This window comes from Nocardia coffeae (genome assembly GCF_019890715.1).
Taxonomy (GTDB): domain Bacteria; phylum Actinomycetota; class Actinomycetes; order Mycobacteriales; family Mycobacteriaceae; genus Nocardia; species Nocardia jiangxiensis.
This window is the reverse complement of sequence record NZ_JAINZY010000002.1, coordinates 478,415-504,015: the sequence shown is the minus strand read 5'-3', so window position 1 is coordinate 504,015 and position 25,601 is coordinate 478,415. Positions and strand designations below refer to the sequence as shown.

Here is a 25,601-nt window from a genome sequence, read left to right as displayed (position 1 = left end):
GGTTTCCTTCGTCAGGCGAGATTGATAGTGCCGACGTTGTCGCCACGAATGTTGACCTGCCGTGCCTGATCGAACGCCTGCGCCACGAACACATCGACGGCACGGTCCTGCCGTGCCACGGTGACCAGCCGTTCGACCTCGGCGGCGAACCGCGGATCCGCTGCCGCGACCGCACTGATCCCAGCGGCAACCGTCGATGGGTCCCCCGCGCTCGGAGTCGTCTCCACTGTGGTTGTGGCGGTGCCGGATCCGGGATGAATGTGCAGCTTCGCGGCCACGACTTCCCGTAATCGTTCGACTGCTTTCCAGGCACTCCCGCCCGCGTCCTTGGCGAAACCCTCCCCGAACTTCGATGCCAGCAACGCCGCGGCGGCGATTCCCAACGACACCGGCTCCATATCCCCACCTCGACAAGACTCGAAGACTCGGTCATCAGACCACCTCATCGTAGGCCCCGGATCCGTTCCACCGCCGAAATCAGCAACCGGAGACACTCGGGATGTGGCGCTGTCCTCGGCTGCGGATCACTCGACATCGCAGCCTGGCAAGCAATGAATAAGGCTCGCTCGAACACGCGGAACGCGGCATGTGCGAATTTCGCCGAAGCCGGCCGACCCGTGCCTATGACCAACTCCTTTCGACCGGATCAGGGTCGTATCACCTGCCCATTGACCGTCCCGTAGACCAACCCGAGGTAGGCGCTGACCACCTCGGATACCGGGGTGCCCGTCGCGCCGTCACGCCCCATCGACTCGAGCGTCTCCGAAATCCAGCCTGGACTAACCGAATTCACCCGAATCCCGCGCGGCATCTCCAATGCCGCGGCGGGAACGAACCCGTCGAGCCCGGTGTTGACCGCCGCGCCGAACGACAGGCCCGGTTCGGTGGACGGGACGAAACCACTGGTGATCGTGACGAATCCGCCGTCGTTCACTCGTCGCGCCGCCTGGCGGACCAGGCGGATCTGGCCGAGATCAAGGTCGGACGCGAACCTGTGCGCCCAGCCATCTTCACTGTCGGGATCCCCGTCCATCACCGTCAAGATCCTGGCGGAATCTGCCCGGTGACAACTGTTCACATCCCTGGGGCAAGGGCGAACAAGGGCTCTCGCGACCCTTTCGGTGATTCTCGCGCCATCTTCGGCCGATTACCGGTTACCGTCGGGCCCTTGGCGCAGGATGTGTGCGTACGGGTCGGCGTCGGCGCCGATGTGCTCGGGCATCGGGTAGTAGGTCTTGATCAGGAGATTGCCGTCGAAGTCCCAGGCGAAGGTTTCGATGCTGTGGACCATGAGAACGTCATCGCCTGTGCCGAAACGGTTCTCGCACACCCAGGCCGTCTCGTTGCCGTTGACCTGGACGGTCACCATCGTGATTCGCAGCAGTTCCTCCGAACAGATCCCAGCCGTGCGTGGTCGCGGCGGCGAATCCGGTAACTTCACGATCGAGACCCCCACTCTTGACGAGATTGCTGGCGTGGGCGCAGCCGGAGATGCTTCGATGATCGGGTGCCGATGGAGTTCGAGCCCTATCGAGGCGAGTTGGTTGCCTACTGCTATCGGATGTTGAGTTCGGTGCATGAGGCCGAGGACGTGGTGCAGGAGACCATGTTGCGCGCGTGGCGGGCGCGGGATCGGTACGACAGCACCCGCGCATCGGTGCGAACGTGGCTGTATCGAATCGCCACCAACGCCTGCCTCACGGCACTGGACCGACGAGCGCGACGGGCGCTGCCGTCCGGTCTGGGGCCGGCCTCCGACGACCCCGATGCGGAACTTCTTCCGGCACTGGATATTCCGTGGCTGCAGCCGTTTCCCGACCTGCGTTTCGAGACCGCGGCAAGAGATGATCTGCGATTGGCGCTGGTGGCGGCGATGCAACTGCTGCCGCCGCGCCAGCGGGCCGTGCTGATCCTGCGCGAGGTGCTGGAGTTCAGTGCCGTCGAGGTCGCCGGGCAGTTGGACACCACGGTCGCAGCCGTCAACAGCGCGCTGCAGCGGGCGCGGGCCGCGCTGGCCGATGCGCCCGGTGCGGAGCTGATCACCGAACCGGACGATCCCGAGGTGCGCGCGGTGATCCACCGCTACGCACGGGCGTTCGAGGCGGCGGACGTGCCCGCGCTGGTGCGGTTGGTGACCGCCGACGCGGTCATGGAGATGCCACCGGTGCCGCTGTGGTACCGCGGGAGCCACGATTATGGCCGATTCCTGCAACGAGTGTTCCGGATGCGTGGAACCGATTGGCGCATGCGGCATCTCACCGCCAACGGCCAGCCCGCGCTCGCCGCCTACGCGGCCGCACCGGACGGCGGGCATCACTTGCACACGCTGCAGGTCTTCACCGTCGTCGACGGCCGTATCGCCCGCAATGCCGTCTTCGCGGATCCCGCGGTGTTGGGCCTGTTCGGACTGCCCGAGCACATCGGTTCCGAATAATTTCGACCAGAGCGATGAGACGGGGCGCCTGGGCCGGTAGGTACCTGTGAGAGACCGATCAACCCTAAGGACATCATCATGAGCGTTGTCGTCAGCGAGTTCATCACCCTGGACGGACGGGTGAGCGACCCGGATGGCCGGGCGAACACCCCACACGGCGGGTGGGCGTTCCGGTACGGCCCCGAAGCCGTTGCGGGAGACAAGTTCCGGCTCGGAACGCTGCTGGACGAAGGAGTCATGCTGCTGGGGCGCAGAACCTGGGAGTTGTTCGCCGCCATCTGGCCGGGGCGCGACGACCCGTTCGCCGCGCGGATGAACGCCGCGACGAAACTGGTCGCATCCCGGACGCTCACCGACGTCTCGGCATGGAAAAATTCTCAGCTCCTCGACGGCGATCTCATCGAGGCCGTCGAGAGCGAGAAGCGGGATGTGATCATCACCGGCAGCCTGAGCATCGTGCACCTACTGATGGGTGCGGATCTGATCGACGAGTATCGCCTGCTGACCTTCCCGACCGTGCTCGGTAGCGGTGCGCAACTGTTTCCGCCCGACTCACCGATGGACCTGGACTGCCAGGCGATCGAACCGGCGGGTGCAGCGGTTTACGCACGATACGGCAGGCCCGCACAATAACCGGGCACTTCCGCACGCGGCGCGATCGGCCGTATAACTCTGCGGCCGAACCGCAATGGGACCCGGGGGCTACCCGGGTGCATAGTGTCAGCCGGTCAGGGCTGTCCCGTACCGCTCGACTGCCAGGTAGGGATTCAGGTGGGGATGGCGACTGCCGACAGCGACGTCCCGCCAGTACCGCTGCAGCGCGTTCGCCGTGCCGAAGCCGCTCGCGCCGGATAGGTCGAGCATGCGTTCCATGGCGGATCGGCAGGTACGGGCGGCGTCGGCGAGATCCATGTGCAGGCGAGGGCTGTCGTTCTCCGACAGTTCGATCGCGTCGGTGTCGTGGGCGACCGCGAGCATGGCGGTCTCGGCGCGGTGCACCAGGTGAGTGGCCTCCGCCAGCCACTGCCGGGCGCCTGCGGACTCACCCATCCGGGTGTACGTGGTCATGAACGGCTTGCGGTCCGAGGCGAACATCGCGCCGACCACGTCCAGCGCGCCCAGCGTCGCGCCCACAACCGGGCTCAGCACCGTCATCGAGTACAACATCAGGTCCGCGGTCGTGAAGGGCGCGGCGGTCGCGACCCGCTCGGCCGGCACGAGGAGATCGTCGGCGACCACGGTCTGGCTGCCCGTGCCGCACATGCCGGCCATGTGCCAGGTTCGCTCGATGGCGAGATCGGCCACGGGGACGACGGCGAAGGAGAACACGCCGTCCACGACCACGCCGAGCAACGCCCAGACCGCGTCCTCGCATCCTGACACGTTCGGCCAGCGGCCGCTGATCCGCACCCCGCCAACGCCCCGTTCACCCTGTCCCCCTGGGATTCCCGATCCACACCACAGTGCGTCCGGGTCCGCGAAGAGGTCCCCCTCCAGGTGGTACCGCACGGCGATGTTCTTGGCGGTCAGGCAGGTCCCGGTCACCCATGCGCTGGACGGACACGCTCGGCCCAGACGAGTCAGGCACCGGGCGACTGTTTCCACGCTCGCCCACCCACCGCCGTATTCGCGCGGTGTCCGCAGCCCGAACAAGCCCGCGCCACGCAGCGCTTCCAGGCTTTCCGCCGCGAGCCGCCCGCCCTGCTCGGTCTTGTCGGCGTTGGTCCGCAGGACCGCACCGATTTCATCCTCTGTCGCGTCATCGATCACGATGTCAACCCAACCACCCACGGGGCCGGGCAGGCCATACGCGAGCGACCTCGGTACATACGCGGCTGTGCGCGGCGGGGCTGGCTAAAATCGGCCGTATGGACCTGATGAGCGAGGTCATCCGCATGGTTCGGGTCGGCAGCGTGGGCAGTCGCCTGATCAGGCATTCGGACCCTCGGGGACTCAGGTTCCCCGCCTTCTCGGGCAGTGGGTTCCACATCATGTTGCGAGGCACCTGCTGGTTGATCACCGAGGACCGGCCGCCCGTTGCGCTGCGGCCGGGCGACATCGTGCTCACCTCGTCCGGCGCCCAGCACGGATTCGCCCGGACCCGACGAGCGCTGGCCGACCTGCCGCCCTCGGCGATGGGGCCGATCCCGCCCGCGCCGGGGCCGTGCGACTTCGAGTTCCTGTGCGGCGCTTACCGACTGGAGCACGGTTACGCGCCTCAGTACCTGCGCGCACTACCCGACCTCATCGCGGTGTCACCGGATTACGAGCGGTACCCCGAGATGCGGGCGCTGGTCGCGATGCTCGAGGCGGAGGTGGGCCGAGCACGGCCGGGTAGCGGGGCGACACTGCGATCGCTGCTGGACCTGATCCTGGTCCAGGTGCTGAGGCAGTGGCACGAGCAACACGGCAGTGCGCCGGGCAGCGACGATCCCGCGATCGCCGCCGCGCTGCGGCAGATCCACGAGCAGCCGCAGCACCAGTGGACTGTCGGCAGGCTCAGCGATGTCGCGGGGCTGCCCCGTACCGCGTTCAGCCGACGGTTCACCACACTCGTCGGGCAACCGCCGATGAGTTACCTGATCAGCTGGCGGCTCGGGTGCGGTGCCCGGTTGCTCCGGGAGACCGACGCTTCGCTGGCCACGATCGCACGGGAGGTCGGGTACTCGACCGAATTCTCCTTCTCCAATGCGTTCCGCCGCGAGTACGGTATTGCCCCAGGCCATTTCCGCCGTGCTGCGTTCGCCATGCCGATGGCCGAGGTATCCGCGACCGCCGAATGACGCCCGGGGCCGGACGCCCCCTCACGAACGTCCGGACCCGGGACATCACAACGTCAGCGGGTGGCCGGACGACGCACGTAGCGGCCCGTGGGCTGACCGGTCACCTTGCCGTCGGCGAAGATTCGCGCACCGCGCAGGAAGGTGTCGGTCACCGTTGAGCCGACCTCGAGGCCGCGGAACGGGCTGTATTCCTGGGTGGATTCGGAGTCCTCGGGCCGCACGGTCCACGAGCGGTCCGGGTCGACCAGGGCGATGTCGGCATCGAAACCGGGCGCGATATCGCCCTTGGTGTGCAGGCCGTAACGTTGCGCGGGGTTCCACGCGGTCAGCTCCGCGACCTGTCGCATCGACAGACCGCGCTTGCGGCCCTCGCCGACCAGGCCGGCCAGCAGGTATTCGGTGCCGCCGAATCCGGACTTGGCGGCGAAGATGTCCGCCGGGTCGTCGCCGAACTTGGTGGCCTCCTTGCAGCACGCGTGGTCCGAGACCACCCAGCTGATGTCACCGGCGAGCAGATGCTCCCACAGCGCCTCGACATCGGCCCGCGGGCGCAGCGGCGGGTTGACCTTGCCGCCGATGCCGTCCGCGGTGGTGATGTCGGTGAGCAGGTGCCCGATCGTGACCTCGCGCCGGAAGTCCACGTGCGGAAAGGTTTTCGCCATCAGCATGGCCGCCTCGAGCGCCTTGGCCGAGGACAGGTGGAGCAGGTTGATATTCGGCAGCTGAGTCTCGTGCGCGAGATAGGAGGCGATGGTGACCGCGAGGCCCTCCGAATGCGGCGGCCGCGACGCGCTGTACGCCTCGAGCCCGGACAGCTTGCCCTCCTGCTGCACGATCTTCGTGTACGCGGTCATGATCTCGGCCGTCTCACAATGCAGCGACAGCGAGATCGAGTCGGCGATCTCCGGGAAACGCTCGCGCGCCGCCTGCACCCCGCGCATGACGAATTCGAAGTGGGCGATGTCGTAGCGCTCGCCTTCGGGAATCATCAGGAAGGAGTTCTGGTCGTTGGATGCGCCGTGCAGGCCGTGGCTGCCGTAGAACATGAAGATCTTGAACGAGCTCACGCCGTGCTCGCTGATCAGCTCCGGGATCTCCGCGATATGCGAGGCCTGCATGGGCGCGAGGTGAAATGCGTAGTCCACGAAGGACTTTCCCTCGGAGGCGGCGAGCACCTCGGGGAACACCTCCGAGTAGTCCCCACCCCGGTTGAGGTAGTACTGCCCGGTGCGCATGTAGGTCAGCGAGGTGGTGACCCCGCCCTGCGCACACGCGCGGCTCTCGGTGCGGGTGTCCTCGTCGAGCGGGTTGTAGATGCCCCAGTGCTGGTGCGCGTCGACCACGCCGGGAAAGGCCAGCTTGCCGCCACCGTCCACGACCTCACGGGCCGAGGAGACATCGAGGTCCGGACCGACTTCGGTGACCTTCCCGTCACTCACCGCGATATCCGCGAGCGGGGTGTCCTCCACCCCGGGACGGACGACGCGCACATTGCGGATGATCAGGTCGTGGTTGGTCATGAATTACCTTTCAATTCTAGGGAATTCGGCCACCGAGTGCGTGGCCGCGAGGTAGGCGAGGCCCAGCGCGGGCAGCAGCCCGTTACCGGCCAGATATCCGGCCGCGCCGTGACCGGAGATGCCGACGGCCGCGCCGCCGGAGGCATACAGACCCGGAATCGGATCGGAATTCGCATCCAGCACCCGAGCGTGCCGGTCGACCACGAGTCCGCCCTGGGTGTGGAACAGCGCGGGCAGAATTCGCACCGCGTACAGCGGGCCGCTGAGCGGCTGCTCGAATCTGGTGCGGCCGAACCGGTCTCGCAGTTCGTCGCCGCGGGCGACCGCGGACGCCTCGACGAGTTCGGCGGCCAGGGCTTGCGCGGGAACGCCGATGCTGTCCGCGAGTTCCGCGACCGACTCGCCGTGCCGCACCGCGCCACTGTTCACGACATCGACGTAGTCTCCGAAAGCCATTGTGGCACTGTGGATTCTCTCGTCGTAGATCAGCCAGCCGGATGCGCCCGGCTGTCCGGCGAGTACCGCGGCGTACTCGGAGTAACCGGTCGATTCGTCGCCGAATCGGCGGCCGTCGGCCGTGACCACGAAACCGCCGTGCATGACCACGGTCCAGGTGACCAGTGTGCGCGCCTCGGCCGAGAGTCCGGCGTGGCCCTGGTAGGCGTCCAGGTAGGAGACCGCGGCACCGAAATCAGCGCCGATCCGCAGGGCGTCTCCGGTGGAGTACTCGCTGCCGTGGTATTCGGCATCGGCGATCTCGGGCAGATGTTCGGTGACCAGCTCCCGATTCGCGCCATAACCGTTGGTAGCCAACAGAAGTGCGCCGGTGGAGATCTCCTCCTCGCGGCCGTCCGGATAGGACACCGTGACGAGTAGACCCTCCTCGGTGCGTCGTGCCGCGGCGACCCGGCCGGGAATCAGCGTGTCGATCAGCGATTCCTGGGCCACCGCGTCGGCGAGGTGGTGCAGCAGTCGCGAACCGTGCCGTCCGGGAATGGAGTGCACCCGCTGTGCGCTGTGGCCCGGATAATCGAAATCGGTGGGCAGTTCGATCGGGAGCCCGACATGGTCGCCCAGCCATTCGACGAGTTCAGCGCTCATACCGGCGAGCGCTTCGGCGACCGGTTTCGCGAAGTCGCCGTGCGTCTTCGCCGCGATATCGCCGAGGAACTCCTGCGGCGAGTCCTCGATTCCGGCGGCGCGCTGCCAGCGTGAGCCCGCGCCCGGAATCATCGCGGTCGACATCGAGGTGTTGTTACCGCGCAGGTAATGCTCGTTCGCCTCAACGACGAGCACCCGCGCACCCAGCTGCGCCGCCCGCAACGCCCCGGCCAGGCCGCCGCCCGCCCCGGCCACGACCAGATCGACGTCGCTCATATTGCGCCCTCCACAGCCTGAACACCGGCGCGCACGCAAACGCAACCCTGCCGCGGTCGGCCCCGACCACTCATGGCGCAACCCGTTCCAGCATGCGAGGCAGCCTGCGTGGCAACACTCCGCTTCCAGCCTCGACCGCTCATGCCGGACCCGCCAGGAGCCGCAGGGCATCGGCGACCGGATCGACGACGAGCGGGCCGCCCTCGGTGTGCTCGACCTCGACCGCGGAGCAGCCGTTGATCACGGCTGTCGCGCCCCGGGCCGACAGATCGTCCAGCGCGGATCGCATCGCGGCGTTCCAGCGTGCGCCGTCGGCGACCGCGCCCAGATCCAGATCCAGCACCGCGACGCCGAGAAATGAATCGCCGCAACCGTATTCGCGTACCTTGCGGGCCAGCTCGTCGGCGATCACCTGGTTGCGGGTGACCGCGGCGACCCGGTGCCCGTCGGCGACGAGCCGCTCCACGACGACCTGCAACATGCCGCGCTCCCCGGCGGGCACGCCCGGATCCAGAACGCAGTCCGGCATCCGGAAGTCGTAGCCTTCGGCGGTGGCGAACGCGGCCGCGACGGCTTGTTCCGAGGCGTGCAGGTCGGCGGCGCTGGCGAGCTGGGCGGGCGCCGCCGGTCCGGCGTCCACGAGTTCCACGGTGATTCCGTCCGGCGCCAGCTCGTTGTAGCGGCGGCGTCGGCGGTCCAGTTCCTCCGGGTCGACGTGGATCGGCGTCACCGAGAAGATGCGGCGCATCAGGACTCCTTCGTGCGATGGGACGGTCATGCGGCGAGCGGGGCGAGCAGTGCGCGGGCGCCGGGGGCGGCGATCATCCCGTCCACCACCGCGCCGATCGTGCGCACTGCGGTCTGGTCGAGCAGCCCGGTGAACAGCGCGGCCAGGCGGTCGCGGTCGAAGGGCTGGAAGTCGGTGTCGCCGATCGGATTTCCGGCCTCGGCGGTATGCGTGCGCCCGTCCGCGAGGCGCACCGAGATCCGGGCGGCGCGGTTGTCGGGCAGTTTCGCGGTCAGCTCGGGAACCTCGCTGATCCTTACTCCGGCAGCGACTTTCGCGATCTCGGGGGCGTCGTCCGGCAGCAGTGCGGTGTAGCGGGGCGTGACTTCTCCGTACAACAGCGCGGTGGCCGCGACGAACGGTACCGAGAACATCGCGGACAACTGGTTGTGCCAGCTCGTCCGATCGAGTCCCGCGGCGAGTGCGTGCGTCTGCACGTCGATTCCGACGGTCGCGGTTGCTATTTCGGCAGGGTCGGCCTGCGTGCCGAACAGCGCGGTGCGGGCGTCGATCAGCAGGTCCGCGACGGGATGGGTGTACGAGCACGACGAATGCTGCTTGAAGTAGTTGCCGGTGATGTCGAAGCGGGCGCCCAGCTCCCGGCTCAGCTCTTCGGGCGCGAAACTGCCGAGCAGCTCACCCAGTGAGCGGGCGGCGGTCCCGGTGTTGCGTGCCGAACCGGCCAGGGCGAGGCGCGCCGCGGCGATCCCGGACGCGTTCGCCGCACCCAGCCAGGCGTCGCGCACCGGGTTGCCGTCCAGCGCCGAATCGAAATGCCCGGCCACCGGCAACCCGGAACCGGCGTCGATGGCCGCGGCAGTGCGTTCGGCGTCCAGGCCCAGCAGTCGGGCGCAACCCGCCGCGGCACCGGCCACACCCCAGTTGCCGTGCGGGTGCGCACCGCGACGCAATGACGTCGCGCGGCCGAATCGAGCGGCCACCTCGTAACCGGCCAGCAGTGCCGCGGCCAGATCCGGGCCGGGCACATCGAGTTCGGCGGCCAGTGCGAGAACGGCCGGGAACACGTGTGCCGCCGGATGCCCTTTGGCGTACTTGTTGCCCTCGTCGAGTTCCAGGCACACCGTCGCGGGGCCGTTGAGCCAGGCCGCGGTCACCGGATCGGTCGAGCAGCCACCGCCGACGACCGGGCTGTGTCCCGGCGGCGCGGGCCACGCGGCACGAAACGCCCGCTGACCTTCGGTGCGCGCGCCCACCGCGTTCGCGGCCAGAACGTCGAACAGCACGATGCCCAGTCGCTCGGCCACGGGTTCGGCCACGGCGTCCCAGCGCAGTCCGGACACCCAGGTTCCCAGTGCCGTAACGGATTCGGTAACCGAAGAGGTCATCTGCGACCTTCACCGCCTTCCAGAATTTCAGCCGTACCGCTGAGCGGACCGCTGGATATGTCTTCGATCCTGACACTTAGCCGGACTAAACGTCAACCGTTAGCTGCGAAATCCAAAAGATCCACTTGACAGCAGGGGCATACCTGATGCTTTCCTGGAAATCGACAACGTCCGAGCCGTTCCGCTGAACGGTACGACCTTACCGGGAGAGTCATGACCGAGCCCACGCCGGGCACCGAGGCCGCCGCACGCGTCGCCGACGTGCTGCTGCTGTTCACCGACGGACCGTCCCGGCTCGGGGTCAGTGCGATCGCCCGCGAGCTGGGCCTGAGCAAGGCCGTGGTGCACCGCATCCTGCAGTCCCTGGCCACCCGCGGGATGGTCGTGCTGGATCCGGACAGCAGGCAGTACCGGCTCGGCGCCGCGGCCACCGCACTGGGAGCGCGCGCGTTCCGCGACTCGGACCTGCGCGCCAGCGCACTGGACCTGCTGCGAGCGTTGCGTGACGAAACCGGCGAGACCGCGACCCTGACCGCGCTGGTCCCCGACGGCCGGATCTACCTCGACCAGGTCGAGGGCACCCACGAGATCAAGATGACCGTCGAGCTGGGCCGCCGTTTTCCGCTGCACGCGGGCAGTTCCGGCAAGTGCATGCTCGCCTTCCTGCCCGAGGACGCCCGCCGGCGAGCCCTGGCCGGACCACTGGCCGCGCTCACGACCAGCACCGTGACCGATCCCGATTCGCTCGCCGCCGAACTCGACGACGTGCGCGCACGCGGTTTCGCGCAGTCGGGCGGCGAGCGGCAGGCCGATGCGGGCTCGGTGGCCGCGCCGGTCTTCGGCATCACCGGCGAGGTGATCGGCTCGATCTCGGTGTGCGGTCCGCGCTACCGGGTCACCGAGGAATTCGTGGAGAAGATCGCGCCGCGCGTGGTGGACACCGCCGAGCGCATCTCCCGCCGAATGGGTCATCGCGGCTGAAAAAGCCGCTGTACGAGAGGAATTCAGTTGACTGTGCAAGCGTTGGCCGGGATCAAGGTGCTCGATGTGGCCACCCTGTTCGCGGGGCCGATGGCCGCGACTCTGCTGGGCGACCACGGTGCGGAGGTGATCAAGGTCGAGCACCCGCGCGGCGACCCGTCCCGCACCCACGGTGCCAGCAAAGACGGGATCGGGCTGTGGTGGAAGATGTTGGGGCGCAACAAGAAATCGCTCACCCTCTATCTGGGCTCGCCCGAGGGGCAGCGGCTGTTCCGTGAGCTGGCCGCCGACGCGGACGTCATCATCGAGAACTTCCGGCCCGGCACCCTGGAGCGCTGGGGTCTGGGCTATGACGTACTCGCCCAGGACAATCCGGGACTGGTGCTGGCCCGGGTCACCGGATTCGGCCAGTTCGGTCCCTACTCCGCGCGTCCCGGTTTCGGCACGCTGGCCGAGGCGATGAGCGGATTCGCCGCGCTGACCGGTGAACCCGACGGCCCGCCCACCCTGCCGCCGTTCGGCCTCGCCGACGGCGTCGCGGCGCTGACCACCGCGTTCGGCATCATGACCGCCCTGCACGCCCGCCGGGCCACCGGCCGCGGCCAGATCCTGGACATGGCGATCATCGAACCTCTGCTGACCGTGCTCGGCCCGCAGATCACCGCATACGACCAGCTCGGCGTGCTGCAACCGCGCACCGGCAACCGATCCACCAACAACGCGCCGCGCAACACCTACCAGTGCAGCGACGGCAGCTGGGTCGCGGTGTCCACCAGCGCGCAGTCCATCGCCGAGCGCGTGATGCGCCTGGTCGGCCGCGCGGAACTGATCGAGGAGCCGTGGTTCGCGGCCGGTCGCACCCGCGCCGAACACGCCGACGAACTGGACGAGGCGGTGGGTTCGTGGATCGCCGCACGCGGGCGGGACGAGGTGGTCACCGCCTTCGAGGAGGCGCAGGCCGCGGTCGCCCCGATCTACACCGCCGCGGACATCATGGCCGATCCGCAGTACGCCGCGCTGGGCAGTGTGCTGCGGATCGAGGATCCCGAACTGGGCCCGCTGAAAATGCCCAACATCCCGTTCCGGCTCAGCGACACCCCGGGCGAAATCCGCACCACCGGACCGAAACTCGGCGAACACACCGCCGAGATCCTGGCCCGCTTCGGCATCGACGAGCAGCACCTGAGCGAGCTGCGTGAGCAGGGTGTGGCGTGATCGGCAAGGCCCGCAGCTGGCTGTACGTCCCGGCGCATCGCCCCGAACTGCTCGCCAAGGCGATGGCCGGTCCGGCCGACGCGGTGGTGTACGACCTCGAGGACGCGATCGCCGCACCGGACAAGGCCGCCGCCCGCGCGAACGCGGTCACCGCGGCGGCGCAGACCTGGCCCAAACCGCTGTGGATCCGGATCAATTCACCGCAAACCCCTTGGGGCGAAAGCGATGTCGCCGATCTGGCCGGACGCGGAGTGGCCGGAATCCGGGTACCGAAATGCGATGATCCCGATGCCGTGGCACGGATCGCCGACCGCCTCGCGGCTCCCCTGCACCTGCTGGTGGAATCCGCGCTGGGCGTGGAGAACGCGTTCGGGCTCGCCGCATGCCACCCGCTGGTCGCCTCGGTCTCCCTCGGCGAGGCCGACCTGCTCGCCGACCTGCGCGTGCGCGACAACACGGCACTGGAATGGGCGCGCCAGCGCGTGGTCACCGCCAACCGCGCGGCCGGGCTGCCCAGCCCACCGCACGCGGTCTGGACCGACGTCGCGGACCTGCACGGACTGGTCACCGACAGCGCCACCGCCCGCGACCGCGGCTTCTTCGGCCGCTCGGTGGTGCATCCGAAACAGATCGAACCGGTCAACGCCGTGTTCACCCCGAGCCACACCGAGGTCGACGACGCTCGGCAACTCCTGAACTCCTTGCACGGCAAGGATTCCGCCGCCTGGCTGGACGAGCAGGGCCGGTTCGTCGACCCGGCCGTCGTCGCCCGTAGCCGATGGGTGCTCGACCTCGCCGAGCAATTCGAAACAGAAGGGACCACATCATGACCGACGCCGTAACCGGCACCCTGCTCGAGGCCGTCGCGCAAGGACTCCGCACGATCGAGCTGGGCCAGCCGCTGTTCACCGGAATGCCGTGCTCGCCCAACCACCCCGGCTTCCGGATGACGCTGGCTCGTCGGCACGGCGACATGATGCGCCCCGACGGCGGTTCGGCGAGCAACGAGGTGATCATCACCGGCGGGCACGTCGGCACCCACATCGACTCGCTCTCGCACGTGAGCCACAACGGAAAACTGCACGGCGACATCGACGCCTACGCCGCACAGCGCGGCGGGAAGTTCAGCGAGCACGGCACCGAGAAGATCCCGCCGATGATCACCCGCGGCGTGCTGCTGGACGTCGCCGGAACCAAGGGCGTGGACACCCTCGAACCCGGTTACGGAGTCACCGAGGCCGACCTGATCGCCGCGGCCGAGCGCGCCGGTGTGCGCCCCGAGGCCGGTGACGTCGCGCTGGTGCGCACCGGCTGGGCCCGTAACTTCGACGATGCCGCAACGTATCTGGGCCACGACACCGGCGTCCCGGGATTGACCGTGGATGCCGCGTCGTGGCTGGCCGCCCGCGGCGTCGTCGCCACCGGCGCGGACACCACCGCCTACGAGCAGATTCCCGCCGGGGCCGGACACCGCGAACTGCCGGTGCATCGAGTTCTGTTGGTGGAGAACGGAATCTACATCATGGAGCATCTGAACCTGGAGGAGGTCGCCGCCGCGGGGCTGGCCGAATTCCTGTTCGTGGTCGCGCCGCTGCGCATCGTCGGCGGCACCGGTTCCCCGATCCGGCCGTTCGCGGTGGTGGGCGCGTGACACCCACTCCCGCACAGCAACTCGGCGCACTCGCCGCCCGCGTCCACGCCGACGGCCTGTCCGCCGACCTGCGCACCGACCTGGCCGGACGCGTGCTGGACCTGCTGGGCAACTGCCTGGCCGCACTCGGCGAGAAACCGGCGGAGGTCGTTCGCGCGGTGGTCACCGAGTGGGGCGGCCGACCGGCCGCCACCGCACTGGGCATCGAGGGCGGGCTGCCCGCGCCGTCGGCCGCGCTGGTCAACGGAACCCTCGCGCACAGCCTGGATTTCGACGACACCCACCTGCCCTCGGTGCTGCACCCGTCCTCGGCGGTGATTCCCGCTGCGCTCGCGGTCGCCGAACGGACCGGCGCGAGCGGGCCGGCCTTCCTGGACGCCGCGACCGTCGGCATCGAGGTGACCTGTCGGCTCGGCATGGCCGGTTACGACGAGGAGAACGCCAATTCGGTGTTCTTCGATCGCGGCCAGCACGCCACCGCGATCTGCGGGGCGGTCGGGGCCGCGGTCGCCGCGGGCATGCTGCTGGGTCTGGACGCGGACGAGCTGACCTCGGCCATCGGGATCGCGTGCAGTATGGGTTCGGGCGTCATCGAGGCGAATCGCACCGGCGGCACCGTCAAACGCGTGCACTGTGGCTGGGCCGCGCACGCCGGTGTGGTCGCGGCGCAGATGGCGCAGCACGGGCTCACCGGCCCGCCCACGGTGCTGGAGGGCCGGTTCGGCTTCCTGCAGGCGTTCTGCGGCGACCGGTTCGACATCGAGCAGGTCACCCGAGGTCTCGGTGAGCACTGGGAGACGCCCGGCATCTTCTTCAAGCCGTACCCCTGCAACCATTTCACCCACGCGGGTGTGGACGCGGCGTTGCGGCTGCGTCGCGCGGGGATCGATCCGGCCCGGATCACCGAGCTGACTCTCGGTGTGCCCGAACCGGTTCTGCGCACCATCGGCGAGCCGATCGAGGAGAAGCGGCGGCCGCGTTCGGGGTACCACGGGGCGTTCAGCGGCCCGTACACCGTCGCCGCGGCCCTGCTCGGCGGCGGCGGGCTGGGTGTATTCCACGAGGATTTCACCGACAGCGCCGTGCGGGATCCGGCCCGACTGGCGATCGCGGACAAGGTGAACGTGGTCGCCGACGCGGAGTGCACCCGGATCTTCCCCCGTCAGTTCCCCGCTGTGCTCACGGTCCGTCTGGACGACGGAACCACCCGCACGGAACGGGTCTCGCAGAATCGGGGCGGTCCGGCGAACCCGTTGTCACCCGAGGAGCTCACGCTCAAGTTCACCTCGAATGCCACGCGGTCGGTTCCGGCCGACACGGCCGAGCGCCTCGCCGAGGCGATCTGGCGGCTGCCCGCGGGCGGTCCGGTGAACGATATTTTCCAGAACGTTCCTATCAGCGGAACATAACCCGCGCAATTTCCCGAATTCATCGGGCAGTTACGCGAAAACCCTGTGCCGAAACAATTCATGACGCATAGTTTCAGCACCTTTTATTCAATATGTTCCGCCAAGCGGAACGGTGGACAATGAGGTAACCACCATGCGCCAACATTTCCGTTGGGCGACGGTCGCGATGATCGTCGTCCTCGTCATCATCAATTACATCGACCGCAGTGCGGTCTCGTATGCGGTCAAACCGCTCGAGGCCGAATTCGGCATCGACTCCGCCGATTACGGCGTCATCAGTTCCGCGTTCTCCATCGGGTACATGGTGTTCGCATTCCTCGCCGGTCCACTGGTCGACAAATTCGGTCCACGCCGAATTCTGTTGGTGGGCATGGTGTTCTGGTCGGTCGCCACGGCGATCACGCCGATCTCCGGCGGTTTCACCGGTCTGCTGCTGATCCGCATCGTGCTCGGTGCGGGCGAGGCACCCGGTTTCCCCGCGGCAACCCGCGTGATCAGCCGCTGGCTGCCGAGTGTGGAGCGCGGCTTCGCACTGGCTCTGGTCGGCGGCGTCGCGGTGTCGGGCAGCCTGCTGATCGGCGGGCCGATCGTGACCCAGCTGATCGCGAGTCTGGGCTGGCGCGGCATGTTCTGGGTGCTGGCCGCACTCGGTGTGCTGTGGGCGCTGATCGCGGTCGGACTGCTCGCCAACACCCCGGCCGCCTCTCCCCGGGTCTCCGAGGCCGAACGCACGTACATCGAGTCCGGGCAACTGGCCGAGGAAACCTCCGAACGCCAGGAGAAGGTGAACTGGCGGCGGATCTTCACCAACCGCAATCTGTGGATCGTCGGCGTCGGCTACTTCGCCTGGGGCTACATCTTCTGGGCCTTCATGTACTGGCTGCCGGAGTACCTGTCGACCTCGTACCACCTGAGCGTCAAGCAGGTCGGCGCGTTCACCGTCGCACCGTGGGCCGCGGGCGTGGTCGGCGCGCTCATCGGCGGTGTGCTGGTCGACAAGGTGTACGCCCGCACCGGACGCATTCGCAGTCGCTTCACCATCATGGGTATCGCACTGCTGCTGGCCGGCGCCGCGCTGATCCCGATCGTGAGCGCGCCCTCGCTGGTCACGGCCGTGGTGTTCATCTCGATCGGAGTCGGCTGCGGTTTCGTCACCGGCGGAATCTGGTGGGTGGCCGCGATCGACGCCGAACCGAGTCAACCCGGCACCGCCGCCGGATTCGCCGACGCGTGCTTCGCACTCTCCGGCGTGGCCGCCCCGCTGGTGATGGGCTTCATCGTGCAGAGCACCGGGACGTTCGCCAGCGGATTCGTGGTCATGGTGGTGCTGGCGCTGCTGGGCGCGGGGCTGATGCTGTTCGGCACCCGCGAACCCGAGCGGGAGTCGGAAACGACCGAGGCGCAGGCCACCACGCTCTCCTGACGAGGCCGACTCCGGGTGCGTTCAGTGCCGGGCATGCATGCCCGCGCGGTACGCACCCGGAGTCGTTCCCATCGTCTGGGCGAAGGTGTGCACGAACGCACTCGTGGTCGCCCAACCGCAGGCGTGCGCGGTCTCGGTGACCGCCGCACCTTCGGCGAGCATCACCATCGCGGCGAAAACCCTTGTACGAGTTCGCCATTGCGGGTAGGTCATCGCGAACTCGGTGCGGAACAGCCGGGACAGTGTCCGTTCGCCGGTGTGCACTCGGCGAGCCAGATCCGCGAGGGTGCACGGTCGCCGCAGATCGGACTCCACCAACCGACATGCGTTCGCGAGCCGGCGATCCCGCGGCGCGGGCAGCGTGAACGGCTGTTCCGCGACGCAGCGCAGCCGATCCCGCAACACCGCCCGCAGGTGCCGGGTCTCCACGGCGGTGAGCGTCGGGTCGGTGAGGGCGATGAGCAGTTCACGCACCAGCGCGTCGACCGCGATGATCGTCGGCGTCCGGACATCCAGCAACGCGGCGGTCCCCCGCGCCGGGAAACCGACCGTGTGAAATCGGCTGCGGCCGTAGAACCGATGTTCGTGCCAGGTGTTCGCCGGAATCCACAGCGCCCGGTCGTTCGGCGCGATCCAGGATCCGCGTTCGGTGTGGATCGCTAGGACGCCCGAGCTGACATAGATCAGCTGATGGTCGTCGTGCCGGTGCCGATCGATGACGTCTCCGCCCGCGCGGGCCTCGGAGATCGTCGGCGCAACCGGCGTATAGCGGATCGCAGTCATCACCGGTCAGAATACGGCGAATCCGCCACCGGCGAATCCGTCTCGGGACGCCTGATCGGAACACGAGTCACTCATGTCGCGAACTCGTCACCAGGCGATACCGGCTCACGCAGCACCGTGGAGATCGCGATCGCCAGCACCGGCACCGTGGCCAGCACCACCAGCGCGCCGCGCGGACCGTAGTGACCGGCGACCAGCCCCAGCAGCGGCATGAACAACCCTCCCGCGCTGACCGCGAGCCCGAGCGTGACACCGGCCGCGGTGCCCGGACGGCTGGGCAGATAGTCCTGGCCGAGTTTGATCAGCACGGCGAACGGGATGTTCGAGATCAGGCCCACGACCAGCGCCAGCGGCAACGCGGCGTACTTGTCGTGGCAGGCCAGCATGAGCCACAGCGCCGGGAGCATGGCGGCATTGCCGAGCTGCACGGTGCGCACCATCCCGATCCGATCCGCGAGCCTGCCGCCCAGCAGTGTGCCCAGCACGCCGCCACCGAGTTCCAACGTCAGCGCGAGTCCGCCCAGCGCGCTGCTCGCGCCCAGATGCCGGATCCAGTACAGCGAGATGAAGGTGTTCAGTCCTGTCGAGATCGTCGATCGCACGACCTCGACGGCGGTCAGCCCCGCGAACAGCCCGATTCGATCCCGGCCCGCACGTTCGACCGGTCCGGTCACGGCATCGGCCTGGCGGCCCTGCTGCCGGAAGAGGATGAAACCCATGAGCACCGCGGGCGGGATGAACAACGCGGTCGCGCCGATCCCGAGCGTGTCCAAAGCCGGCGTCACCAGCGCCGGTCCGACGAAGAATCCGACACTGCCCCCGGCCGCGAAATAACTCATCGCGGTGGCACTGCCCCCGGCCGCACGCCGGGCATCGCGTCCGGCTGGCGGATGGAACATCGCGATCCCGAACCCGGCCAGCAACAGCAGGCCGAACACCAGCGGATAACTGGGCACCAGCCCCGACAGACCGGCTCCGATACCCGCCAGGCTCACCCCTACCGGCGACATCCACCGCAGCCGCCGCCGATCCGCCAGCAATCCGATCCCCACCTGCGGCAGCGCACTGCCCAACGTCGCGGCCAGCGCCAGTCCCGAGGCCTCGACATAACCGAAATGCCGCTCCAACACGAAATACGGCACGGCCGCGGGCACGAGGCCCTGATAGAAGTCGTCGACCGCATGCGCCGTCGCCCAGACTCGCATCCGCCGCCAATGCCCCACCCCGTCGCCGACATCCCGCGGCCGGATCAATTCCCGAATCGAACTCACATATCAACGATCGGCAATCCCGCGCTGGCGCGCTTCCCGTAATCGGCCGATCGATATCGGAAATCCGCCATTGGACCTGACACGGCTGGAATCGCACCCGAAGTCATTCGGCCACAAGCAATTACATTTCTACCTGAACAATCGATCCACACCGGCCCGAACGACGGCAGCGTATCCCCGGCGTCCGCGCACACAAGCTGCCTGATTCTCGCTCGCATGTCAGGTCCCCAACGCACATCTCTGCACAATAACCTCCACAGCCCTCGACAGTAGCCAATCCCCTTGCGCGCCAGATTGTCTGCTGTCGTGGTTGTCGAGGACGGGCCGCTGTGCCGACGACTCACGCACGCATTACGTCACCGGCAGCGTCATGCGACCGATGCCGCCGCCACCTCACTCGATTCAGACTTCGAGTAGCGGAAACCAGCACGACGACCCGGCAACGATACTCACTGAACGGAACACTCGATGACCACCTTTCCCGCTCCCCCCGCCCCCGCACAGGACCGCCGGTTCGTTCTCGGCACGCATCTGCGCCTGACCGTGCTCACCGCGCCCGAGGAGACCGACGGCCGCCACGATCTGGCCGATGTCACCCTGCCGCCGGGCTCGAATACCCCGCTGCACAAGCACACTCGCTACGAGGAACGGATCTGGGTCGTCGAGGGCGCTGTGACCGTGTGGGCCGGTGCCGACACCTACACGCTGGGACCGGGCGACTTCTACACCATCACGATGAACACCCCGCACGCGCTCGAAGCCGGTGCCGCGGGCGCACGGGTTCTGACCATGAGTTCCCCCGCATATTTCGTCGACCTCATCCGACGGGCCGGCACACCGCAGGCCGACGCGACCCCGGACACCGAGTGGGACCTCGCGTTGTTCGACAGGATCACCGCCGAACAAGGGGATGTCATCCTGGGCCCGCCGGGAATGACACCCGCCGATCTGCCCGGTAACGCGGCGTAGGCCGGAATTCTCGCAGGACGTTGGTGCGGCTGGGCTCTCGAACCCATCACCGCCATTTCCAGCGCGACCCCGCGACGAGGCCCATATCAGCGGCTACCTATGCCGGAGCTTGTGCGGCGAGTAAGTGGCCGAGCACCGGGGACAGCGGATCGGCGAGCAATTCCTCCGGCGTCCCGATCGCGGCGATCCGGCCGTGGTCGACGATCGCCAGACGATCGGCGCGGTTCAGTTGGCCGACCAGGTCGTGGCTGATGAGCAGTACGGTGGTGCCGGTGTCGCGGCGGAGCTGCTCCAGGTGGTCCAGAATGCGTTGTGCCAGTGGCTGATCCAGCGCCGTGGTGATCTCGTCGCAGATCAGTACCCGAGGACGGGACAGCAGAGCGCGGGCGAGGGCGGCGCGTTGGAGTTGACCACCGGACAGTCCTGACGGGTAGCGCGCGGCTTGGTCCGCAGTGATCTCCAGGTCGATCAGGGCTTCGACAGCCTCGCCGCGCGCACCGGTCCGGTCGAGTCCGCGCAAGCGCACGGCGGTGGCCGCGACCTGGTCCAGAACAGTGCGCCGGGGATCGAACGAGGCCGCGGACTCCTGCCACACGTATTGCACAGCGGCGATCTGCGCGCGAGAACGCCTGCGCAGCACCGGGATCGGCTCGTCATCCAGCCGGATCTCCCCCGCGCTCGGGCGCACCAGACCGGCAATACAGCGCGCGATCGTCGTCTTGCCCGCACCCGAGGCGCCTATGACACCCACCAGCTCCCCGCGCCGCAGCTCCAGATCAACTTCGTGGAGGATGGCCGAATTCCGCAGCGCCACAGACACATTGCGCATCCGGAGAATCTTCTCACCGCCCGGTGGTCGCGCGGACTGTGACGGCGCGGCCGGTGCGGCGGGCTCGTCGGCGGCCAGGCGCCCGTCCCGCACGAACACCGTCCGGTCACCGATCTGCTGCGCGGCGACCCGGTCGTGGGTGACCAGCACCACCGCCTTCCCGGACCGTCGCAGGGCCGCCAGTCCGCTCAGGAGTGCGGCCCGTGCGATCGGGTCCAGTCCCACGGTCGGCTCGTCGACCACCACGACATCGGGCTCGCAGACGAGGACCTGGGCCAGTGCGAGCCGGGCACGTTCCCCGCCGGAGAATTCGTGCGGGAATCGACGCATGATGCGTTCCGCCGGATCGGCGTGGAAGCCCGCAGCCGAGAGCGCTTGTGCGACAAGCTCTCTGCGCACCTTCCGCCGGTCCCGCCATCGCCTCGGCCGACCATGACGCAACTGCACCAGTTCCCCCAGCGCGGAACCGATGCGGCGGGCCGGGTTCAGGGTCGAGGCGGCATACTGTGGCAGAAATCCGATCCGCGGCTCGGCGTCGCCGTACCGGATCTCCCCGGAAACCTCGATCCCGGGCCGCTCGATACCGGCCAGAATGCACGCGATGGTCGTCTTCCCAGCTCCCGACGGCCCGAACAGGGTGAGGATCTCCCCCGCGCGCACCTCGAGATCGATATCCTCGACCAGCACGGCATCACCGGCGCACACCCGCACGCCACGAAGCGAAACAAGCACCTCGCCAACCTCATCCACCTCGGCTCACCCGCCGCGAATCGCGCACCGCGACCGTGCGCGGATCGGCGAGCAGATCATCACACAGCAGATTGACGCCGACCATCAACAGCACGATCAGCCCGGCGGGCAGCGCGATCGACCACGGCGCGATGGTCAGCGCGTCCTTGTTCGCCGCGACCGAGACCGCCCAGTCGGTCGAGGTGGTGTCGAACCCGAGCCCCAGGAAGTTCGCCGAGGCCAGAAAGTAGACCGCGGCGGTGAACCGCACCCCGAGGTCGGCGGCGATCGGCCGGATCATCTCGCGCGCAGCATAATTCGCGTAGCGGTGGCGACGGCTCTCGCCCTGCATCCGCAGCGCGTCCATCACCGGACCGTGCACGACCGGCCGCGCGGCCATGCGCACGAAACGCGCGATCGGCGCGACCAGCGCGATACCGATCGCCACGGCGATCGCCACGGCCGACCCGCGGGTGCGCAGCGCGGCCACCATGATGATCAGCAGCGAGGGCAGGCACAGCAGCACGTCCATCGGCCGCATCAGCAACTCGTCGAGCCAGGCGCGCGGAGCCGCCGCGGCAGCCACACCAAGAACGAACCCCACGGTGTAGGAACCGATTACGGTCAACGCGGCGACGAGGAGGAAAGTGTGCCCGCCGACCAGGGCCGTGGCGAGCACATCGCGGCCGAGCCGGTCGGTGCCCAGCGGCGACCACGACGACGGACCGAACGGCGCCTGCCGCTCACGCGGCGCGGATCCGGCGAACGCGGGCCCGGCCAGGGCGATCACCAGCGGAACGGCCACCAGCGTCAGCGCGCACCACCGTCGCGCGGTCATGCCCCGACGCCTTCGCGCGACCGCGGAACCATCCGGCCACCCAGCAGGTCGATCCCCAGGTTGACCACGATCGCGAGCACACCCGTAATGAGCACGATCGCCAGAATCACCGGATCGTCCCGATTACCGATCGCCCCGATCAACTGCGAGGCGACCCCGGGCATGACGAACACGGCCTCCACGATCAACACGCCCGAGAGCAGTCCGTCACCGGTGCGGCCCAACTCCTGCAACGCCGGTCCGAGCGCATTCGGTGCGACGTGCCGGACCAGCAGCGATCCGCGCCCGACCCCGAGCCGCCGCGCCTGCTGCACATACGGCTGGTCCATGACGTCCACGACACCGGATCGCACCAGCCGCACCAGCGGTGCGGCCACCCGGGCGACCATCACGATCAACGGCAGCACCAGATATTCCGGCCGCGTCAGCACCGTCTGCGGATCGGTCCCCAGAAAGGTCGCGGGCAGCAGCCGCAGATCCACCGCCACATAGGTCACCAGCAACACGGCCAGCACGAAATCCGGTATGGAATCCAGCGCGATGCTGACCGAGGTGATCACCCGATCGCGCACCGAGCCCGGTCGCAGCCCTGCGGCGAAACCGGCCGTCACCGCGACGGGCACCAGCAGCGCCAGCGCCAGCACGGCCACCAGACCGGTCATCAGGAACGGCTCCGCGATCAGACTCCCGACCTCCTGTCCACTCGCGTAGGACACTCCGAAATCACCGGTCGCCGCATGTCCGAGCCAGTGCGCGAAGCGTTGCGCCGGTGCGACATCCAGTCCCAGCAGATGCCGGGCCGCGGCGCGCTGATCCGCGCCGAGGATGTCGTTGCTCCGCACGTCCGCGGCATCACCGGGCAGCAGCAGCGACAGCACGAACACCAGTACCAGCAGTACGACCACCTGCCCCGCCCCGATCGCGGCGCGCCGCAGTACGAAGCGAGCTGTCACCGGATCGCGACCACGATGCGGTCGTCGCCGTATTGCCACACGGTTCCCGCCTCGGCGAATCCGGCGGCCGTCGCGAAGGCGAGATAGTCGCGCACGCTCGGCCGATCGTGCACCTTGTGCTCGAATCCGCCGGCCCGCAATCGAACCAGCTCGGCGAGTTCGGGCGCCCGGTCCACCGCATCCCACCACGCGGCCCAGTCCTCGTTCGCGGCCGTCGCCGTGCGGCGCGCACGATGCGCGGTCAGCGCCTTGGCCAGTGCGTCGAGGCGAGGCGCGTGCACACCCTCGTAGAGATGATCACCGTCGAGGAACAGCCCGCCCGTCGGGAGCGCCGCGGCGCAGGTTTCGATCAGCGCGCGCAGCGGCTCCCGGTTCATCCAGTGCAGGGCGGTGGTGCTCACGAACGCGTCCGGAGCCCGGTCCAGTTTCAGGGTGTCGAACCAATTCGGTTCGCGCAGATCGGCTTTCACCGTCCGGAAGCGGTCGCCACCGAGCGTGGCATCGGCCAGTCCCAGCAACAGCGGGTCCGCGTCGACGCCGACGATGCGCGCGTGCGGGAGCCGGTTCAGCAGTCGCGCGGACAGCGTGCCCGGTCCCACGCCGAGATCCACGATCAACGGATCGGCGCGGCCGAGCAGTTCGGCGAGGATGTCACCGATCACCTCGAAGCGCTGCTCGCGATCGGGCATGTAGAACTCCTGCTGGCGATCCCAGCGATCGACCCAGTACTGCGCCCGCGCCGCGTCCAACTCCCCGGCCATCACGCCGCCACCTCGTCGAAGCGGGCCCACTCGTGCGAATTGGGCACCGCGGCAGGAGTATTGCGGAAACCCTCGCGGGCAGCAGTGTTCCAGCGGGTGCTGCCGAAGAAGACGAATCCGCCCCGGTCGTAAAGGATTTCGTGCATCGTGCGGTAGATCGCCGCACGCGCCTCCGCGGTCGGCGTCGCCTGTGCCTTGGCGTACAGCGCGTCGAATTCGGGATCGGACCATCTCGTGCGATTCTGCGGGGCCGTGGTCAGCAGCCGCGAGGCGAAATGGTTCGGGATCGCCAGCGGGCCCGACTGGCCCATCGTGAGCTGACCGGTCTTCAACGCGTCGGCGTAGTAACTGTCCTTGGACCCGATGACCACGTTCACCTGCACACCGCATTTCGCGGCCTGATCGGCGAAAAGTCTTGCCGCTTCGACGAATCCGAAATCCACCGGCGCGGTGAACAGATCGAAGGACAGATCACGCACACCGGCCCGGCTCAGCAGACGGCCCGCCTCGTCGGGGTCGTAGGTGTGCTGGGGCAGTTCGGCGTAGTACTGATATCCCTTGCCGAAGACGTCGTTGGCGACCTCACCGTCCCCTTCGAGCGCGACCTTCACCAGTTCGTCGCGATCGACCATGCGCATCACGGCGCGGCGCACGTCCGGGTTGTCGAAGGGCGGGCGATCGGTCTTCATGGCGAAGAAATAGATGCCGCTGTTCGGCGTCGACCGGACCGAGATTCCCGCCCGGCCCCGCAATACCCGCGCCGCGGACGGGGTCAGGTTGTCGGCGTAGTCGATCTGACCGCTCTGCACCGCCGACAGACGCGCGTCCGCATCCGCGCTGACCAGCCGCAGATGGCGGATGGCGGGCACACCGTCCCAGTATTTCTCGTTGACCCGAGCGGTGAACTGCCTACCCGCCTCGAAGGATTCGAAGACGAACGGGCCCGTGCCCACCGGTTTCGAGAAGTCGGTCGCCCCGTCCTGGACGATCTTGGTGCCGTACGCCGACAACGCCAGCGGAAATTCGAACAATGGTGTGCGCAAGGCGATTTCGACGGTCCGGTCGTCCACGGCCCGGCACTGCGACAGATCCACCTGCGCGAGGGTGGCCGCGGCGATGAACGGCGATCTCTGCGGCGGACCGAGTACTCGCGCCACGGTGTACAGCACGTCACGGGAGGTGAACTTCTTCCCGTCGTGCCACTGCGTGTCGCGCAGGGCGATCCGCCATCGGGTGCCGTCGGCATTCGGCTCGCTCGACGCGGCCAGACGCGGTATCGGGGCCATCGTGTGGTCGATCTCGAACAGCCCGTCGTAGACCGTCTTCATCCGCGCTTCGTCGATGAACAGCGAGGCCACACCCGGATCGATGCTCTCGGCCGCACCGGAACCCTGGAAGGCGGCGGTGAACGTGTCGGTGCTCGCGGCGCCGGACCTGGTCCCGCAGCCCGCAGCCAACGCCCCCGCGGCAATCGCACTGCCCAGCAGGAGATCTCGCCGACTCAACCTCGACCGCATGTCCGACTCCCATCGCGTCTGGCAC

The 25,601-nt window shown here is 68.3% G+C and carries 25 protein-coding genes; 10 read left to right on the top strand and 15 right to left on the bottom strand.

The window, feature by feature from the left end:
* Nucleotides 1-11: 11 nt before the first annotated feature.
* The 3 genes from K7711_RS11495 to K7711_RS11485 all read right to left on the bottom strand — a co-directional run bounded on the left by K7711_RS11495 (nucleotide 12) and on the right by K7711_RS11485 (nucleotide 1,441).
* Nucleotides 12-398 (bottom strand): hypothetical protein, encoded by a 387-nt coding sequence (locus K7711_RS11495; protein ID WP_235747012.1) that lies wholly within the window; start codon nucleotides 396-398, stop codon nucleotides 12-14.
* A gap of 248 nt (nucleotides 399-646) precedes the next feature.
* Nucleotides 647-1,033 (bottom strand): SDR family oxidoreductase, encoded by a 387-nt coding sequence (locus K7711_RS11490; protein WP_222968197.1) that lies wholly within the window; start codon nucleotides 1,031-1,033, stop codon nucleotides 647-649.
* A 114-nt stretch (nucleotides 1,034-1,147) separates the two neighbouring features.
* A complete protein-coding gene (locus tag K7711_RS11485; protein ID WP_222968194.1) occupies nucleotides 1,148-1,441 on the bottom strand; it encodes a hypothetical protein in 294 nt (97 codons plus the stop codon).
* 72 nt (nucleotides 1,442-1,513) lie between these two features.
* Between K7711_RS11485 and K7711_RS11480 the strand changes: the two genes are divergently transcribed.
* Together K7711_RS11480 and K7711_RS11475 are read left to right on the top strand one after the other, a co-directional pair.
* On the top strand, nucleotides 1,514-2,434 hold the full coding sequence (locus K7711_RS11480; protein WP_222969305.1) for an RNA polymerase subunit sigma-70: 921 nt from the start codon (nucleotides 1,514-1,516) through the stop codon (nucleotides 2,432-2,434).
* Between the two features lie 78 nt (nucleotides 2,435-2,512).
* Complete coding sequence (locus tag K7711_RS11475; protein ID WP_222968191.1) at nucleotides 2,513-3,067, top strand: dihydrofolate reductase family protein; 555 nt, start codon at nucleotides 2,513-2,515, stop codon at nucleotides 3,065-3,067.
* Between the two features lie 87 nt (nucleotides 3,068-3,154).
* On the opposite strand, the gene K7711_RS48890 is transcribed toward K7711_RS11475, so the two are convergent.
* On the bottom strand, nucleotides 3,155-4,204 hold the full coding sequence (locus tag K7711_RS48890; protein WP_222968180.1) for an acyl-CoA dehydrogenase family protein: 1,050 nt from the start codon (nucleotides 4,202-4,204) through the stop codon (nucleotides 3,155-3,157).
* Nucleotides 4,205-4,302: 98 nt separating this feature from the next.
* Here K7711_RS48890 and K7711_RS11465 point away from each other — a divergent pair, with 98 nt between their 5' ends.
* The gene (locus K7711_RS11465; protein ID WP_222968178.1) at nucleotides 4,303-5,217 is read left to right on the top strand and encodes an AraC family transcriptional regulator; all 915 of its coding nucleotides are present in this window, start codon (nucleotides 4,303-4,305) and stop codon (nucleotides 5,215-5,217) included.
* A 53-nt stretch (nucleotides 5,218-5,270) separates the two neighbouring features.
* Here K7711_RS11465 and K7711_RS11460 read toward each other — a convergent pair whose 3' ends face one another.
* From K7711_RS11460 to K7711_RS11445, 4 genes are all read right to left on the bottom strand, one after another.
* On the bottom strand, nucleotides 5,271-6,737 hold the full coding sequence (locus K7711_RS11460) for a dihydroorotase (RefSeq protein ID WP_222968176.1): 1,467 nt from the start codon (nucleotides 6,735-6,737) through the stop codon (nucleotides 5,271-5,273).
* A 3-nt stretch (nucleotides 6,738-6,740) separates the two neighbouring features.
* Nucleotides 6,741-8,114, bottom strand: a complete 1,374-nt coding sequence (locus tag K7711_RS11455; RefSeq protein WP_222968174.1) for an FAD-dependent oxidoreductase — start codon at nucleotides 8,112-8,114, stop codon at nucleotides 6,741-6,743.
* Nucleotides 8,115-8,253: 139 nt separating this feature from the next.
* The gene (locus K7711_RS11450; RefSeq protein ID WP_222968172.1) at nucleotides 8,254-8,862 is read right to left on the bottom strand and encodes an aspartate/glutamate racemase family protein; all 609 of its coding nucleotides are present in this window, start codon (nucleotides 8,860-8,862) and stop codon (nucleotides 8,254-8,256) included.
* 26 nt (nucleotides 8,863-8,888) lie between these two features.
* Nucleotides 8,889-10,247 carry an MmgE/PrpD family protein gene (locus K7711_RS11445; protein WP_235747011.1) on the bottom strand — a complete coding sequence of 453 codons (1,359 nt, stop codon included), beginning with the start codon at nucleotides 10,245-10,247 and terminating at the stop codon, nucleotides 8,889-8,891.
* A gap of 213 nt (nucleotides 10,248-10,460) precedes the next feature.
* Between K7711_RS11445 and K7711_RS11440 the strand changes: the two genes are divergently transcribed.
* The 6 genes from K7711_RS11440 to K7711_RS11415 all read left to right on the top strand — a co-directional run bounded on the left by K7711_RS11440 (nucleotide 10,461) and on the right by K7711_RS11415 (nucleotide 16,926).
* On the top strand, nucleotides 10,461-11,228 hold the full coding sequence (locus K7711_RS11440; protein ID WP_222968170.1) for an IclR family transcriptional regulator: 768 nt from the start codon (nucleotides 10,461-10,463) through the stop codon (nucleotides 11,226-11,228).
* A 33-nt stretch (nucleotides 11,229-11,261) separates the two neighbouring features.
* Nucleotides 11,262-12,443, top strand: a complete 1,182-nt coding sequence (locus K7711_RS11435; protein ID WP_308014701.1) for a CaiB/BaiF CoA transferase family protein — start codon at nucleotides 11,262-11,264, stop codon at nucleotides 12,441-12,443.
* Nucleotides 12,440-13,273 carry an HpcH/HpaI aldolase/citrate lyase family protein gene (locus tag K7711_RS11430; protein ID WP_308014638.1) on the top strand — a complete coding sequence of 278 codons (834 nt, stop codon included), beginning with the start codon at nucleotides 12,440-12,442 and terminating at the stop codon, nucleotides 13,271-13,273. The genes K7711_RS11435 and K7711_RS11430 overlap by 4 nt, the downstream gene beginning before the upstream one ends.
* The gene (locus K7711_RS11425) at nucleotides 13,270-14,094 is read left to right on the top strand and encodes a cyclase family protein (RefSeq protein ID WP_222968168.1); all 825 of its coding nucleotides are present in this window, start codon (nucleotides 13,270-13,272) and stop codon (nucleotides 14,092-14,094) included. The genes K7711_RS11430 and K7711_RS11425 overlap by 4 nt, the downstream gene beginning before the upstream one ends.
* Nucleotides 14,091-15,503: an MmgE/PrpD family protein gene (locus tag K7711_RS48885; RefSeq protein ID WP_222968166.1), complete on the top strand. Its 1,413-nt coding sequence runs from the start codon at nucleotides 14,091-14,093 to the stop codon at nucleotides 15,501-15,503. The genes K7711_RS11425 and K7711_RS48885 overlap by 4 nt, the downstream gene beginning before the upstream one ends.
* A 133-nt stretch (nucleotides 15,504-15,636) precedes the next feature.
* Nucleotides 15,637-16,926 (top strand): MFS transporter, encoded by a 1,290-nt coding sequence (locus tag K7711_RS11415; protein ID WP_222968164.1) that lies wholly within the window; start codon nucleotides 15,637-15,639, stop codon nucleotides 16,924-16,926.
* Nucleotides 16,927-16,947: 21 nt separating this feature from the next.
* Here the strand turns inward: K7711_RS11415 and K7711_RS11410 are convergent, their stop codons facing one another.
* Complete coding sequence (locus K7711_RS11410; RefSeq protein WP_222968162.1) at nucleotides 16,948-17,709, bottom strand: AraC family transcriptional regulator; 762 nt, start codon at nucleotides 17,707-17,709, stop codon at nucleotides 16,948-16,950.
* 71 nt (nucleotides 17,710-17,780) lie between these two features.
* Nucleotides 17,781-18,914 carry an MFS transporter gene (locus tag K7711_RS11405; RefSeq protein ID WP_222969297.1) on the bottom strand — a complete coding sequence of 378 codons (1,134 nt, stop codon included), beginning with the start codon at nucleotides 18,912-18,914 and terminating at the stop codon, nucleotides 17,781-17,783.
* A gap of 534 nt (nucleotides 18,915-19,448) precedes the next feature.
* On the opposite strand from K7711_RS11405, the gene K7711_RS11400 reads away from it, so the two are divergent.
* Nucleotides 19,449-19,949, top strand: a complete 501-nt coding sequence (locus K7711_RS11400; RefSeq protein ID WP_222968149.1) for a cupin domain-containing protein — start codon at nucleotides 19,449-19,451, stop codon at nucleotides 19,947-19,949.
* A gap of 97 nt (nucleotides 19,950-20,046) precedes the next feature.
* Here K7711_RS11400 and K7711_RS11395 read toward each other — a convergent pair whose 3' ends face one another.
* The 5 genes from K7711_RS11395 to K7711_RS11375 are packed head-to-tail and all read right to left on the bottom strand — an operon-like array spanning nucleotide 20,047 to nucleotide 25,576.
* Nucleotides 20,047-21,528, bottom strand: coding sequence for an ABC transporter ATP-binding protein (locus K7711_RS11395; protein WP_222968147.1), 1,482 nt, complete (start codon nucleotides 21,526-21,528; stop codon nucleotides 20,047-20,049).
* Nucleotides 21,521-22,345, bottom strand: a complete 825-nt coding sequence (locus tag K7711_RS11390; RefSeq protein WP_222968145.1) for an ABC transporter permease — start codon at nucleotides 22,343-22,345, stop codon at nucleotides 21,521-21,523. Before K7711_RS11390 ends, K7711_RS11395 begins: the two co-directional genes overlap by 8 nt.
* Nucleotides 22,342-23,298, bottom strand: coding sequence for an ABC transporter permease (locus K7711_RS11385; protein ID WP_222968143.1), 957 nt, complete (start codon nucleotides 23,296-23,298; stop codon nucleotides 22,342-22,344). The genes K7711_RS11390 and K7711_RS11385 overlap by 4 nt, the downstream gene beginning before the upstream one ends.
* Nucleotides 23,295-24,059 (bottom strand): class I SAM-dependent methyltransferase, encoded by a 765-nt coding sequence (locus K7711_RS11380; protein ID WP_235747009.1) that lies wholly within the window; start codon nucleotides 24,057-24,059, stop codon nucleotides 23,295-23,297. Before K7711_RS11380 ends, K7711_RS11385 begins: the two co-directional genes overlap by 4 nt.
* Nucleotides 24,059-25,576, bottom strand: a complete 1,518-nt coding sequence (locus tag K7711_RS11375; RefSeq protein WP_222968113.1) for an ABC transporter substrate-binding protein — start codon at nucleotides 25,574-25,576, stop codon at nucleotides 24,059-24,061. Before K7711_RS11375 ends, K7711_RS11380 begins: the two co-directional genes overlap by 1 nt.
* Nucleotides 25,577-25,601 lie beyond the last annotated feature (25 nt).

Coding starts and splice junctions, on each gene's coding strand:
- K7711_RS11495 (WP_235747012.1), bottom strand. CDS start 398: ATGGAGCCGGTGTCGTTGGGAATCGCCGCCGCGGCGTTGCTGGCATCG.
- K7711_RS11490 (WP_222968197.1), bottom strand. CDS start 1,033: ATGGACGGGGATCCCGACAGTGAAGATGGCTGGGCGCACAGGTTCGCG.
- K7711_RS11480 (WP_222969305.1), top strand. CDS start 1,514: ATGGAGTTCGAGCCCTATCGAGGCGAGTTGGTTGCCTACTGCTATCGG.
- K7711_RS11475 (WP_222968191.1), top strand. CDS start 2,513: ATGAGCGTTGTCGTCAGCGAGTTCATCACCCTGGACGGACGGGTGAGC.
- K7711_RS11465 (WP_222968178.1), top strand. CDS start 4,303: ATGGACCTGATGAGCGAGGTCATCCGCATGGTTCGGGTCGGCAGCGTG.
- K7711_RS11460 (WP_222968176.1), bottom strand. CDS start 6,737: ATGACCAACCACGACCTGATCATCCGCAATGTGCGCGTCGTCCGTCCC.
- K7711_RS11455 (WP_222968174.1), bottom strand. CDS start 8,114: ATGAGCGACGTCGATCTGGTCGTGGCCGGGGCGGGCGGCGGCCTGGCC.
- K7711_RS11450 (WP_222968172.1), bottom strand. CDS start 8,862: ATGCGCCGCATCTTCTCGGTGACGCCGATCCACGTCGACCCGGAGGAA.
- K7711_RS11445 (WP_235747011.1), bottom strand. CDS start 10,247: ATGACCTCTTCGGTTACCGAATCCGTTACGGCACTGGGAACCTGGGTG.
- K7711_RS11440 (WP_222968170.1), top strand. CDS start 10,461: ATGACCGAGCCCACGCCGGGCACCGAGGCCGCCGCACGCGTCGCCGAC.
- K7711_RS11425 (WP_222968168.1), top strand. CDS start 13,270: ATGACCGACGCCGTAACCGGCACCCTGCTCGAGGCCGTCGCGCAAGGA.
- K7711_RS11415 (WP_222968164.1), top strand. CDS start 15,637: ATGCGCCAACATTTCCGTTGGGCGACGGTCGCGATGATCGTCGTCCTC.
- K7711_RS11410 (WP_222968162.1), bottom strand. CDS start 17,709: ATGACTGCGATCCGCTATACGCCGGTTGCGCCGACGATCTCCGAGGCC.
- K7711_RS11405 (WP_222969297.1), bottom strand. CDS start 18,914: ATGCGAGTCTGGGCGACGGCGCATGCGGTCGACGACTTCTATCAGGGC.
- K7711_RS11400 (WP_222968149.1), top strand. CDS start 19,449: ATGACCACCTTTCCCGCTCCCCCCGCCCCCGCACAGGACCGCCGGTTC.
- K7711_RS11390 (WP_222968145.1), bottom strand. CDS start 22,345: ATGACCGCGCGACGGTGGTGCGCGCTGACGCTGGTGGCCGTTCCGCTG.
- K7711_RS11380 (WP_235747009.1), bottom strand. CDS start 24,059: ATGGCCGGGGAGTTGGACGCGGCGCGGGCGCAGTACTGGGTCGATCGC.
- K7711_RS11375 (WP_222968113.1), bottom strand. CDS start 25,576: ATGCGGTCGAGGTTGAGTCGGCGAGATCTCCTGCTGGGCAGTGCGATT.